The sequence below is a fragment of the Thalassotalea sediminis genome (genome assembly GCF_030295915.1).
Taxonomy (GTDB): Bacteria; Pseudomonadota; Gammaproteobacteria; order Enterobacterales; family Alteromonadaceae; genus Thalassotalea_C; species Thalassotalea_C sediminis.
In genome coordinates this window covers 1,468,586-1,484,558 of the sequence record NZ_AP027361.1, presented here as the reverse complement: position 1 = coordinate 1,484,558, position 15,973 = coordinate 1,468,586, and the positions used below count along the sequence as shown (strand labels likewise).

Here is a 15,973-nt window from a genome sequence, read left to right as displayed (position 1 = left end):
ATAATAAACCCTCGTAATTAACTCCTGCATAATATGCATTTCAAGACCCCTCGTCAATCTGGCACTTTCAATTATTCAGAAAAAGACGCCAACAAGTTATTTTGCATAAAAAACAAAAACTGTGTCACACATTGTTTGTTCACCGTGACTTAGATAATAACTAAATAACAAGAGAGATATCACTATGAACGCAATAAATATCGTAGCACTCACGTTACTGCTATTATTAACAAATGTTGTACATGGCAGTTGCCTAAAGACTAAAGTTACCGGTGAAGGCCAAGCAATATTGCTTATGCCTGGATTTCTGAGTGATGAATCTGTTTGGCAGAACGTAGCAACTGAGCTTGCTAAAGATTTTCAAGTACACCAATTATCCATTGCGGGGTTTGGCAAGAATAAACCATGTAAACACGCTGACGATATTTTTCAACACGTTTTCACTGAGCTTAGCCATTATGTAAATAGCCCCGCTCTCAAACAACCTGTATTTATTGGTCATAGTATGGGTGGTTTAATGGCCTATCAACTCGCTTTAACACCTCATAAAACGCTAAAGGCCGCAATTTCAGTTGATGGACTTCCCTTTATTGGCCCCGTTTTCACTCGAACAAATGATACGACTATTGAAGATATAGCTTTCCAAGCCACATCGATTAGCCACCTGTATCGTCACGCGACGCCTGAACGCCTCGCTCAAATATCACGGCAAGGCATTGCAATTCAAACAACTCAAAAAGACAAATATCAACATATCATTGATATGGCAAAAAGCTCAGATCCAATCACTGCCAGTAGTGCAATAAAAACGGTTATGACTATGGATTTAAGAGAAAATATAGCAAAACTTACGACACCTATGTTATTAATTGGGGCTGCAGGTGGTTTTAACGATACGAGTCAACAGCGCGCGGTAAAAAACCTCTATGCAGCGCAATTAGGTGGCAATGCAATGGCAACAATTGTGATGAACAACAAAGGACGTCATTTTCTAATGTGGGATCAACCTAAATGGCTTATTAACACGATTAAAGATTACATCAAGGAGCAATCATGAGTAACACTTCAAGCAACAGCATTACGCATGATGACCTTAACCTATTAGTAGCCAAAGCGAAAACAGGTGATCAAAATGCCTTTAATTTATTAGTAAATAGATTGACCAATACCGTCTGTGCAATTGCTTTAGCTATCACTAAAGATATCGACGATAGTAGTGATATTAGTCAACAAGTATTTATAAAGATGTGGCAACAGTTAGATAAATTGAATAACAATGAAAGTTTATTGCCATGGCTACGGCAAGTAACGCGGTTTACAGCGCTCAATTATCTGAGAGATCAACGTATCGTAAAGCGACAATCCATTGAAGAAAAAAATTTAGAACAATTGTTGCATCATGTATGTGAAAAAACGGATACACACGATGATCAATTAATCAAAGATCAACAGAATCAACTCCTAGCGCAACTATTAGATCAATTACCTGATGAAAGCAGAGAAATTGTTATTTTATATTATAGAGAAGGAAACGATAGCAAAAAAGTAGCAAGTCTCTTAGGGTTACAAGAAACAACGGTACGAAAAAGATTGCAACGCGCACGCACATTTTTAAAAGATAATATTTTGGATAAGTACGGTAAAGTATTATTAGCAACATCGCCCATTGGCTTGGCAACGTTTTTTGCAAGCACCGCCATGACATCAGCTCCAGTTGCAGCAAGTACACTTACTTATTCTGCCACAGCTAAAAACACGCATTGGTTAAGCAAACTAGTTTATTTTTTAGGTGGTGCGGCCATTGGCGGGTTGATCGCGGTAATTGCCAATGCCTTAGCAATGAATAAAATGATGAAACATATTGATAATGCAAGCGATATGAAACAGCTGAAAAAAATTAGGTTTCGCAGTACAGTATTGATCATTATTACGAGCTTATTATTTAGCTTTAGTTATGTCGCCTCTAATGGTTGGTTACTGCCAATTGCTACCTATTTGCTCTTTATTTCGGGTTTAGTGGTTCATATAAATGCCGCCAATAAAATTAGCTTTAGAAACTTAGCACGTCTAGCTCAAACTGATGAAGCAGCGGGAGTAAAGCTGAGTCGAGCGAAAATTTGTAGTAAAGTAGGCTTATTAATTGGCGTAGGTGGCGGTTCCTCTGGGTTGTTATACGGCCTCTATTCAAGTGGTCGTTTTTTACAAATTTTCTAGTCTTATTGCTCCGTAAAAACAAAACGCTGTTGTTACTCAAACGGCAACAACAGTGTTTTCATTGCAGGACGCAGTGCAATTAATAACCCTTCTTTATCGATATTAGGATTGAGTATTCGACGCAATAATAACCCCCCTATCATTGAAAACATCACTTCAATACGCGCGTTGATTTCTCGCTCTGTTGACGCTTTGAGTGAACCTCGCTCTCCAACCAACAAATTACGCATACGATCTCTTGATTGGGTATCAGCTTGTTGCAGTAAATTGGCAATTTTCTCATTACGAGCAGCTTCGGATAGCATTTCTAAGCTAAGAGCTTTACATTCCGTATCCGTGTGACGTTCAACACCTGCATCAAGCCCATCTACAAGTATAGTAACAAGGTCTCCAGGCTGTTCTTCAAACTCTTGAAACAACGAGATAGTTTCTTCCATATCACGCTGAATAATAGATTCAATAATATCATCCTTACTTTTAAAGTAATTATATATATGGCCAGCGCTCATCCCTGCTGTTTTTGAAATTTCCGCCATTCCTGCGCCATGATAGCCTTTACGTTTAAAGCATTCCGCTGCTGCGCATAGCACTTGATTCCTTCTTGTTTCTGCTAATGCTGGATCTGTGTGCCTTTTATTTTTTGGATTCATAGAAACTCCACGATAAACGCAAGGCTATTTCAATTAAAAATAGCCTTGCGAATAAATACACTATTTCTGAATCGACAGTTTTTGTTTCCCTGGGAATACCCTTCGAACAAGGACAAAAAACATCGGAACAAAAATAACCACGAGTATTGATGACGCTAAAGTACCACCAATTACAGAAATACCCAACGCATTCTGAGCACCAGAGCCAGCACTTGATGCAATAGCCAAAGGCAATACACCGCACACAAATGCCATTGAGGTCATTATTATTGGGCGCAAACGCAAACGAACAGCATTTATTGCAGCATCAACAAGTGGCATACCCTCATCCATTTTATGAATGGCAAATTCAACAATTAAAATTGCGTTTTTTGATGCTAACCCTATTGTTGTTAATAACCCTACTTGAAGGTATATGTCATTTGATAAGTTTGCCGTCAAGGCTGCTACCGCAGCACCAAAGACCCCTAATGGCACAATTAGCATAACAGCAGCAGGTACAGACCAACTTTCATATAATGCTGCTAAGCAAAGGAATACCACTAGTAATGACAAAGCATACAATAATGGGGCTTGACCACCACTTAAACGTTCCTCGTAAGAGATCCCCGTCCATTCATAAGCAATACCAGGAGGTAACTGATTAACTAACTTTTCAACCTCTGCCATTGCTTGACCAGTGCTGAACCCTGGCGCAGCGGAACCTTGGATTTCCATTGCCGATAAACCGTTATATCGCTCGAGTCGAGGAGAGCCATATGTCCAATAGGCGTTTGCAAAGCTTGTAAAAGGTACCATTTCTCCACCACTATTGCGTACATACCATTGTTCAATGTCTTCAGGCACCATACGTGACTCTGGCACACCTTGAACATAAACTTTCTTAACACGGCCACGATCAATAAAGTCATTAACATAGCGTCCACCCCACGCAGTGGCTAACGTACTGTTAATATCAGCTTGTTTAATACCAAGTGCTTCCGCTTTTGCAAGGTCTATATCCAATTGTAGTTCAGGTTTATCTTCCAAACCATTAGGACGAACTCCTGCTAATACTGGGCTTTGAGCCGCCATTCCGAGGAACATATTACGTGCATTGAGTAACTTTTCATGCCCTAAGCCGACACGATCTTGCAAGTAAAATGTAAAGCCATTTGCGGTACCTAATTCAATGACCGCTGGTGGTGGAAAAGCAAAAACAAACGCCTCTTTAATTGTCGAAAAGTACCCCATGGCTTTACCTGCTACTGCACCAACAGAAAGTGCGGGGCTTTGACGCTCATCCCAATGTTTAAGTCCAACAAAACCAATAGCAGCATTTTGTCCAGAACCAGCAAAACTAAAGCCTGCAACACTAAAAATTGAGCGCACAGCATCTGATTGATCTTCTAAAAAATGACGCTCCATTTTCTTAACAACTTCTAACGTTTGCTCGGTAGTCGATCCTGCTGGTAAGCTCACTTGGTTAAACAGAATCCCTTGATCTTCATTCGGTAAAAATGCCGATGGTAATTGAGAAAAGATATAAATCATACCGCCAACAATTAAACCGTAACACAATAAATAGCGTTTACTCTGCTTAATCATTCGACTAACAAAGCCTTGAGCTCCGCCATTTGTTCTATCAAAACCACGGTTAAAGCCATTGAAGAATCGCCCTATTAAAGAGTGATCATTATGCACATGGCTTGGCTTTAACATTGTTGCGCATAAAGCAGGAGTTAATATAAGCGCCACTAACACTGATAAGCTCATTGCGGTAACAAGCGTTATAGAAAATTGTCGATAAATTACCCCTGTCGAGCCAGCAAAAAACGCCATAGGAATAAAGACGGCTGAAAGTACCATCGCAATACCAACAAGTGCTCCTTTAATTTCATCCATTGATTTACGCGTCGCTTCAAGCGGTGATAACTTTTCTTCAGTCATGACTCGTTCAACGTTTTCAACAACGACGATCGCATCATCAACAAGTAAACCTATCGCTAAAACCATTGCAAACATGGTCAAGGTATTGATTGAAAAACCAAACAACTGAAGAATGGCAAACGTACCTAATAAAACAACAGGTACTGCAATTGTAGGGATCAAGGTTGCACGGAAATTTTGTAAAAATAGATACATCACTAGAAAAACTAACACAACAGCTTCAATGAGTGTGCTGACTACTTTTTCAATCGATAATGACACAAACGGTGTTGTATCGTATGGCACAACAGATATTAGGCCATCTGGAAAAAAGTCTTCGAGTTCAGCTAACGCTGTTTTTACACCTTCTGCTGTATCAAGGGCATTTGCACCACTCGCTAATTTAATCCCTAATCCTGTTGCAGGCTTACCGTTATAACGTGCGACAACGCCATAGTTTTCTCCGCCTAATTCGACAGTAGCGACATCAGCAAGTTTAACCACGGAACCATCAGGATTAGTTTTTACAAAAATATTTCGAAACTGTTCTGGGGTTTGTAATCGACTTTGTGCGGTAACCGTTGCGTTTAGCTGTTGACCTGACACCGCAGGTAAAGCACCTAACTGTCCAGCTGAAACTTGTGCATTTTGAGCTTGTATAGCGGCGCTAATATCACTGGGTGTTAACTGATATTTATGCAACATGGCAGGCTTTAACCATATTCTCATTGCATATTGTGAGCCGAATAGCTGAACCTCACCAACGCCATTAACGCGGGAAATAATATCTTGAATATTTGACGACACATAATCACCAATATCAATATTATTCATGCTGCCATCTTCAGAGACAAAACCTACAACCATCAAAAAGTTTCTAGCTGACTTTGCTACTGAAACCCCTTGGCGTTGCACCTCTTCAGGTAAAAGCGGTGTCGCTAATGATAGCTTGTTTTGAACTTGCACCTGTGCAATATCAGGGTCGGTATCAGCATCAAAAGTAAGAGTTAAAGTAGCAGCACCGTTAGATTCAGAGGTTGAAGACATATACAATAAGCCATCAAGGCCCTTCATCTTTTGCTCTATAACTTGTGTTACCGTATCTTCTAGCGTACGAGCTGATGCACCTGGGTAACTTGCTTGAATGCTAATTGCTGGTGGTGCAATTGATGGGTACTGTGCAACAGGTAAACTTTTGATCGCTAATATACCTGCTAGCATCACCACTATCGCTAAAACCCATGCAAAAATGGGCCTATCAATAAAAAATCGAGACATCATTACACTCCGTTACTTCGCTGTGTTTAACGAAGAGTCAGCTGGCTCGGCTTTCACAGGTGCCCCTGTGCGTATTTTTTGCAAACCTTCAACAATTAACTGATCGCCATCGACCAAGCCATCAGTGACTAACCACTGCGAACCTATAGTACGATCAACCGTTAACACCCGAGGTTCTACCGTATTTTCTTTACTTACAACTAAGGCAGTAGGCTCACCTTTAGTATTACGGCTTATACCACGCTGTGGCGCTAAAATAGCCCCATCTTTAACACCTTCAATTATCTTTGCTCGAACATACATACCAGGTAGTAAAAGTTTTTCCGGGTTTGGAAACTCTGCACGTAAAGAAACGGACCCCGTACTTGGGTTAACAGTAACTTCTGAAAACTTTAACGTGCCAGTATGCTTGTACGTAGTGCCATCTTCGAGCATCAATTTCACAACCGAATGCTGTTTTGAATCTCGTGATAAATGCCCTGATGATATCGCTTGTTTTAAACGTGTTAACTCGCTGCTTGATTGCGTTAGGTCAACATAAATAGGATCAAGCTGAGTTACGGTTGATAACGCGGTTGTTTGATTTGCATTGACTAATGCACCAGCTGTTACTTCAGATTTACCAATTTGACCATTGATAGGAGATTTAACTTTACTGTAATTCAAGTTAATTTCAGCTGTTTGCAACTGCGCTTTTGATGTCAGTAAATCGGCTTTAGCGCCTTTAAATGAGGCAACGGCTTCATCATAATCTTGTTGACTCACCGCTTTCGTAGCTAACAAATTTTTATATCGCTCTAGTTTTGCCTTTGTGTTGGCAATATTTGCTTCAGCTTTTTTAATTGCAGCCTTACTTGTTGATACTTGCGCTTCAAAAATTGCAGGGTCAATTTGATAAAGTGCTTGACCTTTTTTGACTTCAGCACCTTCAACGAATAATCGATGCTGAATAATACCATCAACTTGCGGGCGTATTTCTGCAATTTGTGAAGCAGACACTCGACCTGGCAATTCTTTTGTTAGGGTAATAGATTGGCTTTTTAATGTGACAACACCAACGGGTGTCGCTTGCATAGCATGCGCTTTTGCTCGAGCTTGCTCTGGTTGTTCGCAACCGGAAATAAATAGCACTGCCATTGCCATGACAGATATACCAAGAGGGAAAATTCTAGAACGCTGCATTGTTGTACCTTTAGCTTAGAGTGAACGATCATTCTAACTTAAAAGTTTGTACATTTAAACAGCTAAATGATCTTTTATTAGTGGTTAATATTGTGGAAGCAAGCTCATCCTTAGATTAATGAAAAATCGCTAATTCTCACACGGTATGAAATACGCTAAACTAAAATTATCATTCAGCGTTTATAGTTAGTCCTTTGATGTCGAAAAGAGCAACATTGGTGTTAGTGTGTTTGTTAAGTTTGCTATCTAATAACGTTTTCAGTAAAGGAACTACCCGTGATTTTAACGTTGTTTTTATCAATCCTGGGCATCCTAACAATAACCCAACGGGTAACTTCTGGTTGCATGTTTCTCAATTTATGCAAGCAGCAGCACACGATTTAAATATCGAACTGACGACCCTATACGCTTCTCGTAATCATATTTTGATGAAAACATTGATCGACACCATTATTAATGATCCTCCCGATTACATAATGTTAGTCAACGAAAAGGATGTTGCGATAAATTTAATTAAAAAAATCACCTCGCACAATATCCCTGTTTTTATGCTCCTGAATAATGTGAGTACCCAAGAGCAGTTAGCATTATCTCCTAAGCAACGAAAACTTATATACGGCAGTGTAGTACCTAATAATTATCAAGTAGGACAACGGTTATTAAGCAAGCTAATAGAGAAGCATCAACAACGTTTGCAAAAACAACAAAAATCGCTTTCTTTACTCGCGTTGCAAGGCGATTACATAACGCCTGCATCAATCGCACGAAAAAAAGGCTTACTTGATTCGATACCAAAATATGGTTCACTCAACTTTATAGATAGCAGTGTTGCAAATTGGTCAAAAAATCAAGCATATCAAAAAGTTAAAGGGTTACTTAAACGTAATCATATTGATTTAATCTGGGCCGCGAATGATCCAATGGCTTTTGGTGCAAAGCAAGCGGTTGAAGAAGCAAACTTGGACTACCCTGTCATCATTGGTGGAATTAATTGGGATCTCGAAGATCCACATTACCCTGTTGATATTTCTTATGGTGGTCATGTAACGTTAGGTGTAAAAGCGCTAAGTATGTTGAAAGACATACATTATGGAAAACTGTCTTTATATAAACGTCATCAAGTTATTGATATTTTTACACCCAGCGATAGTCCGTTTTATCAAGCATATATTCAACGTGCTAATCAAGGCTTAATTGAATATTACGACTTTTCACGTTTTAGTTTAACCGCAGAACAAAGTTACCTGCCTTTCTCAATCGAAAACTTACATAAAGTATTCAGCACTCATCAGTAGTACTTTTAAATCGTCGACGTACATCAGACCATGGCCATTGTACGTCGACCATATGTTATTTAATGCCGTAATTAAACGCTTTTATGTCCCTTTGTTTAGCAAGAAAATAAACAACAGGCAGTAAGAAAAGCGTCAAAAGTAGTGCACTTGTCATACCACCAACCATAGGTGCTGCAATACGACTCATAACCTCAGAGCCAGTGCCTGAGCCGTATAAAATAGGTAACAAACCAATAATGATAGTTGCAACGGTCATCGTCACAGGTCGTACTCTTAAGCCAGCACCTTCAATAAGTGCTTGCCGATAACTGTCCATACTTATCGCTTGCTTTTGCATCAATGCCTCTTGTTTAATCTTATCCAAAGCTTGATTAAGGTAAACAAGCATGATCACACCAATTTCGACCGCTACACCGGCTAAGGCAATAAAGCCAACTCCTACAGCAACTGAAAAGTGAAAACCTTCAATAAACATTAACCAAAGCCCACCTATCATCGCCATTGGTAACGTTAAAATAATGATCAATACTTCTGTAATCGCTTTAAAATTCATAAAAAGCAGTAAAGTAATAACGCCAAGTGTTAGCGGTAGTACATAGCTCAGTTTTTTCTGAGCGCGTTCCATATATTCATATTGTCCCGCCCAACTGATAGAATAGCCAGTCGGTAATGTAAGTTCGTTCGCTAACAGTTCACGAGCTTTATTAACATAACTACCTATATCAACATCCTCAATATCAACAAAGACCCAACCATTAATTCTCGCATTTTCACTTTTTATGCCCGCTGGACCGCCCTCAATTAAAACGGTTGCTACATCACCTAAGGTAATACGTTGTCCATCTGCCGTAACAATAGGTAGTCGCGATAATTGCTCTGGCGAATCTCGATAATCTTGAGGATATCGAAGGTTAACAGGGTACCGTTCTTGCCCTTCAATCGTTTGTGTAATATTCATGCCACCAACAGCAGTATTAACAACCTGTTGAATATCAGCGATATTTAAACCGAATCTACTTGCGCGCTCTCGTGATATATCTACCTTGATGTAACGACCACCAGCAACACGTTCTGCATAGACAGAAGCCGTGCCGTCAACGCGAGGTAATAGTTGTTCAATTTGTTCACCAATGCTTTGAATAATATCGAGATCTGCCCCAGCAACCTTAATGCCGACAGGCGTTTTTATACCTGTTGCCAACATATCAATGCGTGTTTTAATCGGCATTACCCAAGCATTCGTTAAACCAGGAAATTTAACCAGCTGATCCAGCTCAGCTTTCAGAGCATCTGTAGTAAGGCCTTCACGCCATTGTGCTTTAGGTTTCAATTGAATGAACGTTTCTATCATCGTCAATGGTGCAGGATCAGTCGCTGTTTCCGCTCTACCTACTTTACCAAAAACATTTTCAACTTCTGGGATTGTGCGGATCAGCTTATCTGTTTGCTGGAGTATTTCTCTCGCCTTACCAATAGAAATACTTGGATAGGTTGTTGGCATATACATTAAATCGCCTTCATCCAAAGGCGGCATAAATTCATTACCTATCTTATTGATTGGATAAAAGCCAATCGCGGTAATTAACACCGCGATGACTAACGTCACTTTAGGAAAGTTCATCGCTACACGCAGCAGTGGCATGTAAAATGCGATTAACAGCCTATTTAATGGATTCTTATGTTCAGCCGTCACTTTACCTCGAATGAAGTAACCCATTAATACAGGTATTAGGGTTATTGCCAAGCCAGCGGCAGCTGCCATTGCATACGTTTTAGTATAAGCAAGTGGTGCAAACATACGCCCTTCTTGAGCTTCTAATATAAATACAGGCAAAAATGAGACTGTAATAATCAATAAGCTAAAGAACAATGCTGGCCCTACCTCACTTGCCGATTTTACGACAATTTGCCAACGATTTTTATCTGTCAACGGTGTTTTTTCCATATGCTTGTGCATATTTTCAATCATCACAATGGCACCATCTGTCATTGCACCAATAGCGATTGCTATACCTCCCAATGACATAATATTTGCATTAATCCCTTGGAAGCGCATAACAATAAACGCTATAAGAATTCCCAAAGGTAAGGTAATTACAGCAACAATTGAAGAGCGAATATGAAACAAGAACACTAAACAAATCACAGCAACAACAATAAGCTCTTCAACGAGCTTTTGCCATAAATTATCAACTGCTTGTGTTATGAGTGTTGAACGATCATAAACTGGAATTATTTCTACCCCATCAGGTAAAGACGAGGATAATGACGTGAGCTTCTCTTTTACACCTTCAATGGTTTTTTGCGCATTTTCTCCATAACGCATAACAACAACACCGCCAACAACTTCACCTTCGCCATTCAGCTCTGCAATACCTCTGCGCATTTGTGGCCCGAGCGTAATATTAGCAATATCGCCAACGGTAAGTGATGTACCATTCTCCGATAACCCTAGTGGAATTTTCTCAATGTCACCAATTGATTGAATATAGCCTGTTGCAGTCACCATATATTCAGCTTCAGCCATTTCTACTACAGAAGCGCCAGTTTCTTGATTGCCACGAATAATGGCACTTTGTACATGACTAAGCGGAATATTGTATGCTCTAAGTTTATCCGGCGATACTTGCACCTGATATTGTTTGACCATACCTCCTACCGCTGCAACTTCAGAAACACCGGCGACAGTTTGTAGTTCATATTTTAAAAACCAATCTTGCAAACTGCGAAGTTGACTAATGTCATGTTGCCCGCTTTTATCCGCTAATGCATAAATATAAACCCAACCAACACCCGTTGCATCTGGACCCAACTGTGTTTTTGCACTCGCAGGTAAGTTTGGTGTTACTTGGCTCAAATATTCTAAAACGCGACTTCTGGCCCAATATAAGTCAGTGTCATCATCAAAAATGATATAAACGTATGAATCCCCAAAGAAGGAATACCCACGCACTGTTTTTGCTCCTGGCACCGATAACATTGCCGTTGTAAGTGGAAACGTGACTTGATCTTGTACCACTTGTGGTGCTTGTCCTGGGTAATTAGTTTTTATAATTACTTGTACATCGGATAAATCAGGAATCGCATCTACAGGCGTATTCTTTATTGAATAAATACCTGCAAACGTTAACAATGCTGCCATTATTAACACATATATACGATTATTGACTGACCACTTAATAATTGCTTCTATCATCTATTTCGCCTCAAATTAATGGTCAGCATGCTTTTTGTGTAAAGCATTTTGTCTGTGTTGAGAGACAATATTTGTCACGATAAATTCGTCGCGTACTTCAAAGGTAAATATAACTTCTTCACCGGCCTTAAACGCTGACAAGTCAACATTTTTTGCCGCAATAAAATCCATCTTTGCTGCTTCTCTTCCCCACTTTTCAATCGCATCTCGACTAATATTCAATCGCCGTTCTTCATGATCAATATTATTAATAATGCCATTAACTGTCGCTTGTGATACTTGCGGTTCTGAAACAATATGAATCTGTGTCACAACAAATTGTTCAGCATCTTTCATGACCTCAAAATGCAACATTTGCCCTCTCTTTAACACTGCCATGTCGACATTACTATCGATCATAAAATCCATAGTCATTTCTGGCCAATTCCAATCAGGTACGGATTCATGACTAATATTAATCATCTTATGCGCTGGCATTACTTGATTCACTTCACCCTTTATCCAAGTCGTTACTGGTGGTTGCGGCTGTGTCATTCGATTAACATCAATGTATTTATTCGATTCAGAATCAATTAAAAACTGCGCTGATGTAACAACAACATCATCTGTCGTTAAGCCTTCAAGTATTTCAACTTCTTGTTGATATACTTGACCAATAACAACAATGGCAGAAGTAAACTTGCCATCTCCTAGCGCTTTAACAACGCGATTATTTTTACCGGTACGAATTACAGCTTCCTTTGGGATCCAGATAGCGCGTTCAGTCGCTTCTTGTTTAATGCTCACTTGTGCAAACATATTAGGTTTAAGTAATCCGTTAGGATTAGCAAACTTGAGTCGAACGCTTAGCGTGCGCGTACTTGCATTTAACGTTGGGTAGACATAATCAACAATACCTTGCCACTTTTTACCCGGTAAATAATCCAAAGTCATTGTTACACTTTGCCCTTGTTTAACACTGGCAGCATCACGTTCAAAGACTTCTGTTTCCACCCAAACGTGTGTTATTTGACCAATGCTCATCAGCGTATTGCCGGGATCAACATAAAAACCCTCTCTTATTTTCAAACCATCAATAACTCCTGATTGCGGAGAATAAAAAGTAACCGTTTGCTTAATTTCTCCGGTTTGCACTAGGTTATCGATGAATGAATCAGATATTTGTAACGCGGTTAACCTTGCTTTAGCCGCATCAATGAGTGTTTTGTTTTTGCGTTTTACTGCAATCAAGAGTTCCTCTTGGGCATTCACTAATTGAGGTGAATACAATGAATATAAAGCTTGCCCTTCTTTAACCGGATTACCAGCGGCCTTAACATAAAGTTTCTCAATCCAGCCTGCTATACGAGGGTGTATGTGTATAAGCATATCTTCATCGTACTGAACATAGCCAACAGTAGTGATTTCTTTACTTACTTGCTTAAAGGTAACTGGAGCCGTTCGTACACCTAAGTTATTGACAACATGAGGCGCAATTTCTACAACACTTTTAGCGTCATTTGTGTGCGCTTTATCTTTTGCATAAACGGGTATCAAATCCATTCCCATGGGGGACTTTCCAGGTTTATCACGACGGTAGTTTGCATCCATTGGCGCTACCCAATATAACGGCTTTTTGCCTTCTTGAATGTTTACGCTGCTCACATTTTCACTGCCGACTGATAAATAGAAATAAATCGAAGCAGCACCTAAGATTGCACCAAACATTAGTGGTATTACTGTATTCATTTTTAACATTATTGTTCTCCCACTGGCACTGTGTTGTTTTGGCTTTCTGAAAACGGGTGAGAAGTCGTTCCTGAGTAATCTAGATAATAATTAATACTGGTCACCGTTTTTAATGCATCAACATCTATTTTTAGCGAAGAGGTATGTGCATTTAATTCGGTTACACGCGCCCTCACGACTTCAGAAAAATCACCATCACCATTTGTATAGGCCGTCAATGCTGCTTCAGCTTGTGCTTGCGCTTGCTTTAATATCTTTTTCGTAAACAATTGCTTGCGTTGATATAAATGCATCAATTGCTTTAAATCTTTATCAACTTCACTATGCATTGCTTTCAAAGCGAGTAATTTTTCGGTTTTAACCCATTCTGCTTGTGAAATAGTTATCGCGACTTCTTTATCTTGTTTATTTTCAGTAAATATCGGTAGATCGACAGTAACACCAACGGAGAATAGGTCAGCTCTACGTTGCCCTGAAGGCATATCGCCACGATAGCCGTAACTAGCATTGAGTCCCCATTGTGGTTTATATTGTTGCTTTGCTAATTCAATCGATTTTGAAGCGACTTTTAATGTCACATCAAAAACCTGCAACTTTGGATGATTAAGCAGTAGTTTTGCTATCTTTTCGGTGTTTTTTCCACCTTTTTTAAGTGTTATTCCATGTGCTAATGTAATCGATGGTAACTGTGATGAAACACGATAGCCTGACGTTTTATCACGCTTTATCCTGCTTAGGCTTATGCTCTGTTTATCATACCCTTGTAGCCATTCATTTAAATTAGCCCGTGCGACGTCAAGCTTTTGCTCCTCTTGTAATAATCGTTCAGTTAATTGTACTAACTCTAGTTGAGCATTAATCACATCGTGCTGTCTGGTTTTTGCCGCACCACTTGAATAACGAGCTTCAGCAACAGCTAACATTTGTTCAAATAATGCTTGGTTTTCTTCAATTAACAAGATTGTTTGCTGCGCAAGGTACGCATCTAACCACGTTGCAGTGACTTCTCGCTTGAGTTGGGCTTTTCTATCGGCGCGGAGCAAAGGTTGTTTACTCGCCGAAATAGCTAATTGCGACTGCTTTATTTCAAGTGTGTCACCTCGAGGCAACATTTGCGACACACCCATTTTTAATTGTGTCATACCCTCTTGATTAATATGCCAGCTATCAGTGGGTAAGTTCATTACCGCGAGTGTTAACTTTAGATTGGGTAGACTCCCAGCAGCTATACTTTTATTGAGTAATGCTGATTGCTTTAAGTGGCTACCATGTAACCAAGGATCATTTTCCTGTGCAATTTTAATCGCGTCCGACAGTGTTAGTTCTTCTTTCGCATGTGTTGCAGGAACAAACATCAATAACACGATATAAATAAATATAAGGTAAATTTGTTGATGATAGTTAACCTTTATCATTAGAATTGCTCCTGATAACGACCAATATGTTGATAAACCGTACTTGTTCCATCCTTGTGTAACAACCTGATATTGTAAGGCATAAAACGCTGTTTAACTTCCATGCCTGGACTCCCTACTGGCATGGCTGGCACAGATAACCCAATTGCATTAAGCGGTTGTTCTGTTAGAAATTTACGAATATATTTTGCCGGTATATGCCCTTCAAATACATACCCATCAACGCTTACAGCGGTATGACACGAACGATACTGCGGAGCGATGCCAAACGTCGTTTTTAATGTACTTATTTCTAAAACGTCTTTCGTTGTAGTGTTAATCTTTTCATGTTTAAGGTGGTCAACCCATTTACTACAACAACTACAAGTTGGCGTTTTAAATACGGTTAAAGCGACAGAAGAATGCTTTGGATGATTGGTTGCCATCGCAAGCACAGGAAGAAGCCATAAAATGGCGATTAATTTCATTTTATACATATTTTGCCCCAGTCTTACTGGATTTTCATTCGCGCAGGTGCGCGATAAAGGGTTAAGAACGTTATCAGTAATGCGTAAAATTTAGGCGCACTAATCCTGTATTAAGCAAAAATAGGTGGTCGATATAACGCTGCAATTATCGAGACTGGGAGGGTTAAAGTTGCACTAACCATAGGTTCACCGACACTGATACGCGGTGACGTAAATTGATTTGCGCCAATAAAGAGTAATGAACTGCACGCACTCATTGGGCAATGACAATCAATTTTACAACAATCTGCATCTTTTGGCATTTTTGCATGATGCTCGGCATGATCTTGCATGGCAAGAGACATTGAGCCATGCATGTCGTGTTTCTGGTTAACAACATTGGTATGGTGAAGGTTCTGCATATCAGTATTCATAGACATTTCACAAGCCATAGATGTACTTACCATTGTTTGCCCTAAAAAGACAAACAGTAGCGTAACAATCACTAAGCTTTTAGACAATGAATGTAACATTGAACACCTCGAACAATAACGCCGCTAAATTAGCCTATCAATAAGCGCATGTAAAGAAACTTGTCTCTCATATGCCAATAAATATGGTTAAACGCACCTCATGGCAATCTTATTAATTTGCAAACGCA

Annotated in this window: 11 protein-coding genes; 3 read left to right on the top strand and 8 right to left on the bottom strand. The window is 39.6% G+C overall.

The genetic code is table 11. The features are described 5' to 3' along the window. Positions 1–184: 184 nt before the first annotated feature. Positions 185–1,057, top strand: a complete 873-nt coding sequence (locus tag QUE09_RS06700) for an alpha/beta fold hydrolase (protein ID WP_286235427.1) — start codon at positions 185–187, stop codon at positions 1,055–1,057. Further along, positions 1,054–2,214, top strand: a complete 1,161-nt coding sequence (locus QUE09_RS06695) for an RNA polymerase sigma factor (RefSeq protein ID WP_286235426.1) — start codon at positions 1,054–1,056, stop codon at positions 2,212–2,214. The genes QUE09_RS06700 and QUE09_RS06695 overlap by 4 nt, the downstream gene beginning before the upstream one ends. A 32-nt stretch (positions 2,215–2,246) precedes the next feature. On the opposite strand, the gene QUE09_RS06690 is transcribed toward QUE09_RS06695, so the two are convergent. Genes QUE09_RS06690 through QUE09_RS06680 form a run of 3 tightly spaced genes read right to left on the bottom strand, consistent with a single transcriptional unit; the run spans position 2,247 to position 7,232 of the window. Then, complete coding sequence (locus tag QUE09_RS06690; protein WP_286235425.1) at positions 2,247–2,864, bottom strand: TetR/AcrR family transcriptional regulator; 618 nt, start codon at positions 2,862–2,864, stop codon at positions 2,247–2,249. A gap of 60 nt (positions 2,865–2,924) precedes the next feature. Then, a complete protein-coding gene (locus tag QUE09_RS06685; RefSeq protein WP_286235899.1) occupies positions 2,925–6,050 on the bottom strand; it encodes an efflux RND transporter permease subunit in 3,126 nt (1,041 codons plus the stop codon). 12 nt (positions 6,051–6,062) lie between these two features. Beyond that, complete coding sequence (locus tag QUE09_RS06680) at positions 6,063–7,232, bottom strand: efflux RND transporter periplasmic adaptor subunit (protein ID WP_286235424.1); 1,170 nt, start codon at positions 7,230–7,232, stop codon at positions 6,063–6,065. Positions 7,233–7,429: 197 nt separating this feature from the next. Between QUE09_RS06680 and QUE09_RS06675 the strand changes: the two genes are divergently transcribed. Beyond that, positions 7,430–8,527, top strand: coding sequence for an ABC transporter substrate-binding protein (locus tag QUE09_RS06675; protein WP_286235423.1), 1,098 nt, complete (start codon positions 7,430–7,432; stop codon positions 8,525–8,527). Between the two features lie 55 nt (positions 8,528–8,582). On the opposite strand, the gene QUE09_RS06670 is transcribed toward QUE09_RS06675, so the two are convergent. The 5 genes from QUE09_RS06670 to QUE09_RS06650 form a co-directional block, all read right to left on the bottom strand. Further along, positions 8,583–11,723 (bottom strand): efflux RND transporter permease subunit, encoded by a 3,141-nt coding sequence (locus QUE09_RS06670; RefSeq protein ID WP_286235422.1) that lies wholly within the window; start codon positions 11,721–11,723, stop codon positions 8,583–8,585. Positions 11,724–11,738: 15 nt separating this feature from the next. Beyond that, on the bottom strand, positions 11,739–13,451 hold the full coding sequence (locus tag QUE09_RS06665) for an efflux RND transporter periplasmic adaptor subunit (protein WP_434017528.1): 1,713 nt from the start codon (positions 13,449–13,451) through the stop codon (positions 11,739–11,741). 8 nt (positions 13,452–13,459) lie between these two features. Further along, positions 13,460–14,866 (bottom strand): TolC family protein, encoded by a 1,407-nt coding sequence (locus QUE09_RS06660; protein WP_286235420.1) that lies wholly within the window; start codon positions 14,864–14,866, stop codon positions 13,460–13,462. Next, the gene (locus tag QUE09_RS06655) at positions 14,866–15,342 is read right to left on the bottom strand and encodes a DUF411 domain-containing protein (protein WP_434017286.1); all 477 of its coding nucleotides are present in this window, start codon (positions 15,340–15,342) and stop codon (positions 14,866–14,868) included. Before QUE09_RS06655 ends, QUE09_RS06660 begins: the two co-directional genes overlap by 1 nt. A 101-nt stretch (positions 15,343–15,443) precedes the next feature. Beyond that, positions 15,444–15,845 carry a hypothetical protein gene (locus tag QUE09_RS06650; protein WP_286235419.1) on the bottom strand — a complete coding sequence of 134 codons (402 nt, stop codon included), beginning with the start codon at positions 15,843–15,845 and terminating at the stop codon, positions 15,444–15,446. Positions 15,846–15,973 lie beyond the last annotated feature (128 nt).

Excerpts from the sequence above, each read along its gene's own strand:
- QUE09_RS06700 (WP_286235427.1), top strand. The coding sequence starts at position 185 with ATGAACGCAATAAATATCGTAGCACTCACGTTACTGCTATTATTAACA.
- QUE09_RS06695 (WP_286235426.1), top strand. The coding sequence starts at position 1,054 with ATGAGTAACACTTCAAGCAACAGCATTACGCATGATGACCTTAACCTA.
- QUE09_RS06690 (WP_286235425.1), bottom strand. The coding sequence starts at position 2,864 with ATGAATCCAAAAAATAAAAGGCACACAGATCCAGCATTAGCAGAAACA.
- QUE09_RS06685 (WP_286235899.1), bottom strand. The coding sequence starts at position 6,050 with ATGTCTCGATTTTTTATTGATAGGCCCATTTTTGCATGGGTTTTAGCG.
- QUE09_RS06680 (WP_286235424.1), bottom strand. The coding sequence starts at position 7,232 with ATGCAGCGTTCTAGAATTTTCCCTCTTGGTATATCTGTCATGGCAATG.
- QUE09_RS06675 (WP_286235423.1), top strand. The coding sequence starts at position 7,430 with ATGTCGAAAAGAGCAACATTGGTGTTAGTGTGTTTGTTAAGTTTGCTA.
- QUE09_RS06670 (WP_286235422.1), bottom strand. The coding sequence starts at position 11,723 with ATGATAGAAGCAATTATTAAGTGGTCAGTCAATAATCGTATATATGTG.
- QUE09_RS06665 (WP_434017528.1), bottom strand. The coding sequence starts at position 13,451 with ATGAATACAGTAATACCACTAATGTTTGGTGCAATCTTAGGTGCTGCT.
- QUE09_RS06660 (WP_286235420.1), bottom strand. The coding sequence starts at position 14,866 with ATGATAAAGGTTAACTATCATCAACAAATTTACCTTATATTTATTTAT.
- QUE09_RS06655 (WP_434017286.1), bottom strand. The coding sequence starts at position 15,342 with ATGTATAAAATGAAATTAATCGCCATTTTATGGCTTCTTCCTGTGCTT.
- QUE09_RS06650 (WP_286235419.1), bottom strand. The coding sequence starts at position 15,845 with ATGTTACATTCATTGTCTAAAAGCTTAGTGATTGTTACGCTACTGTTT.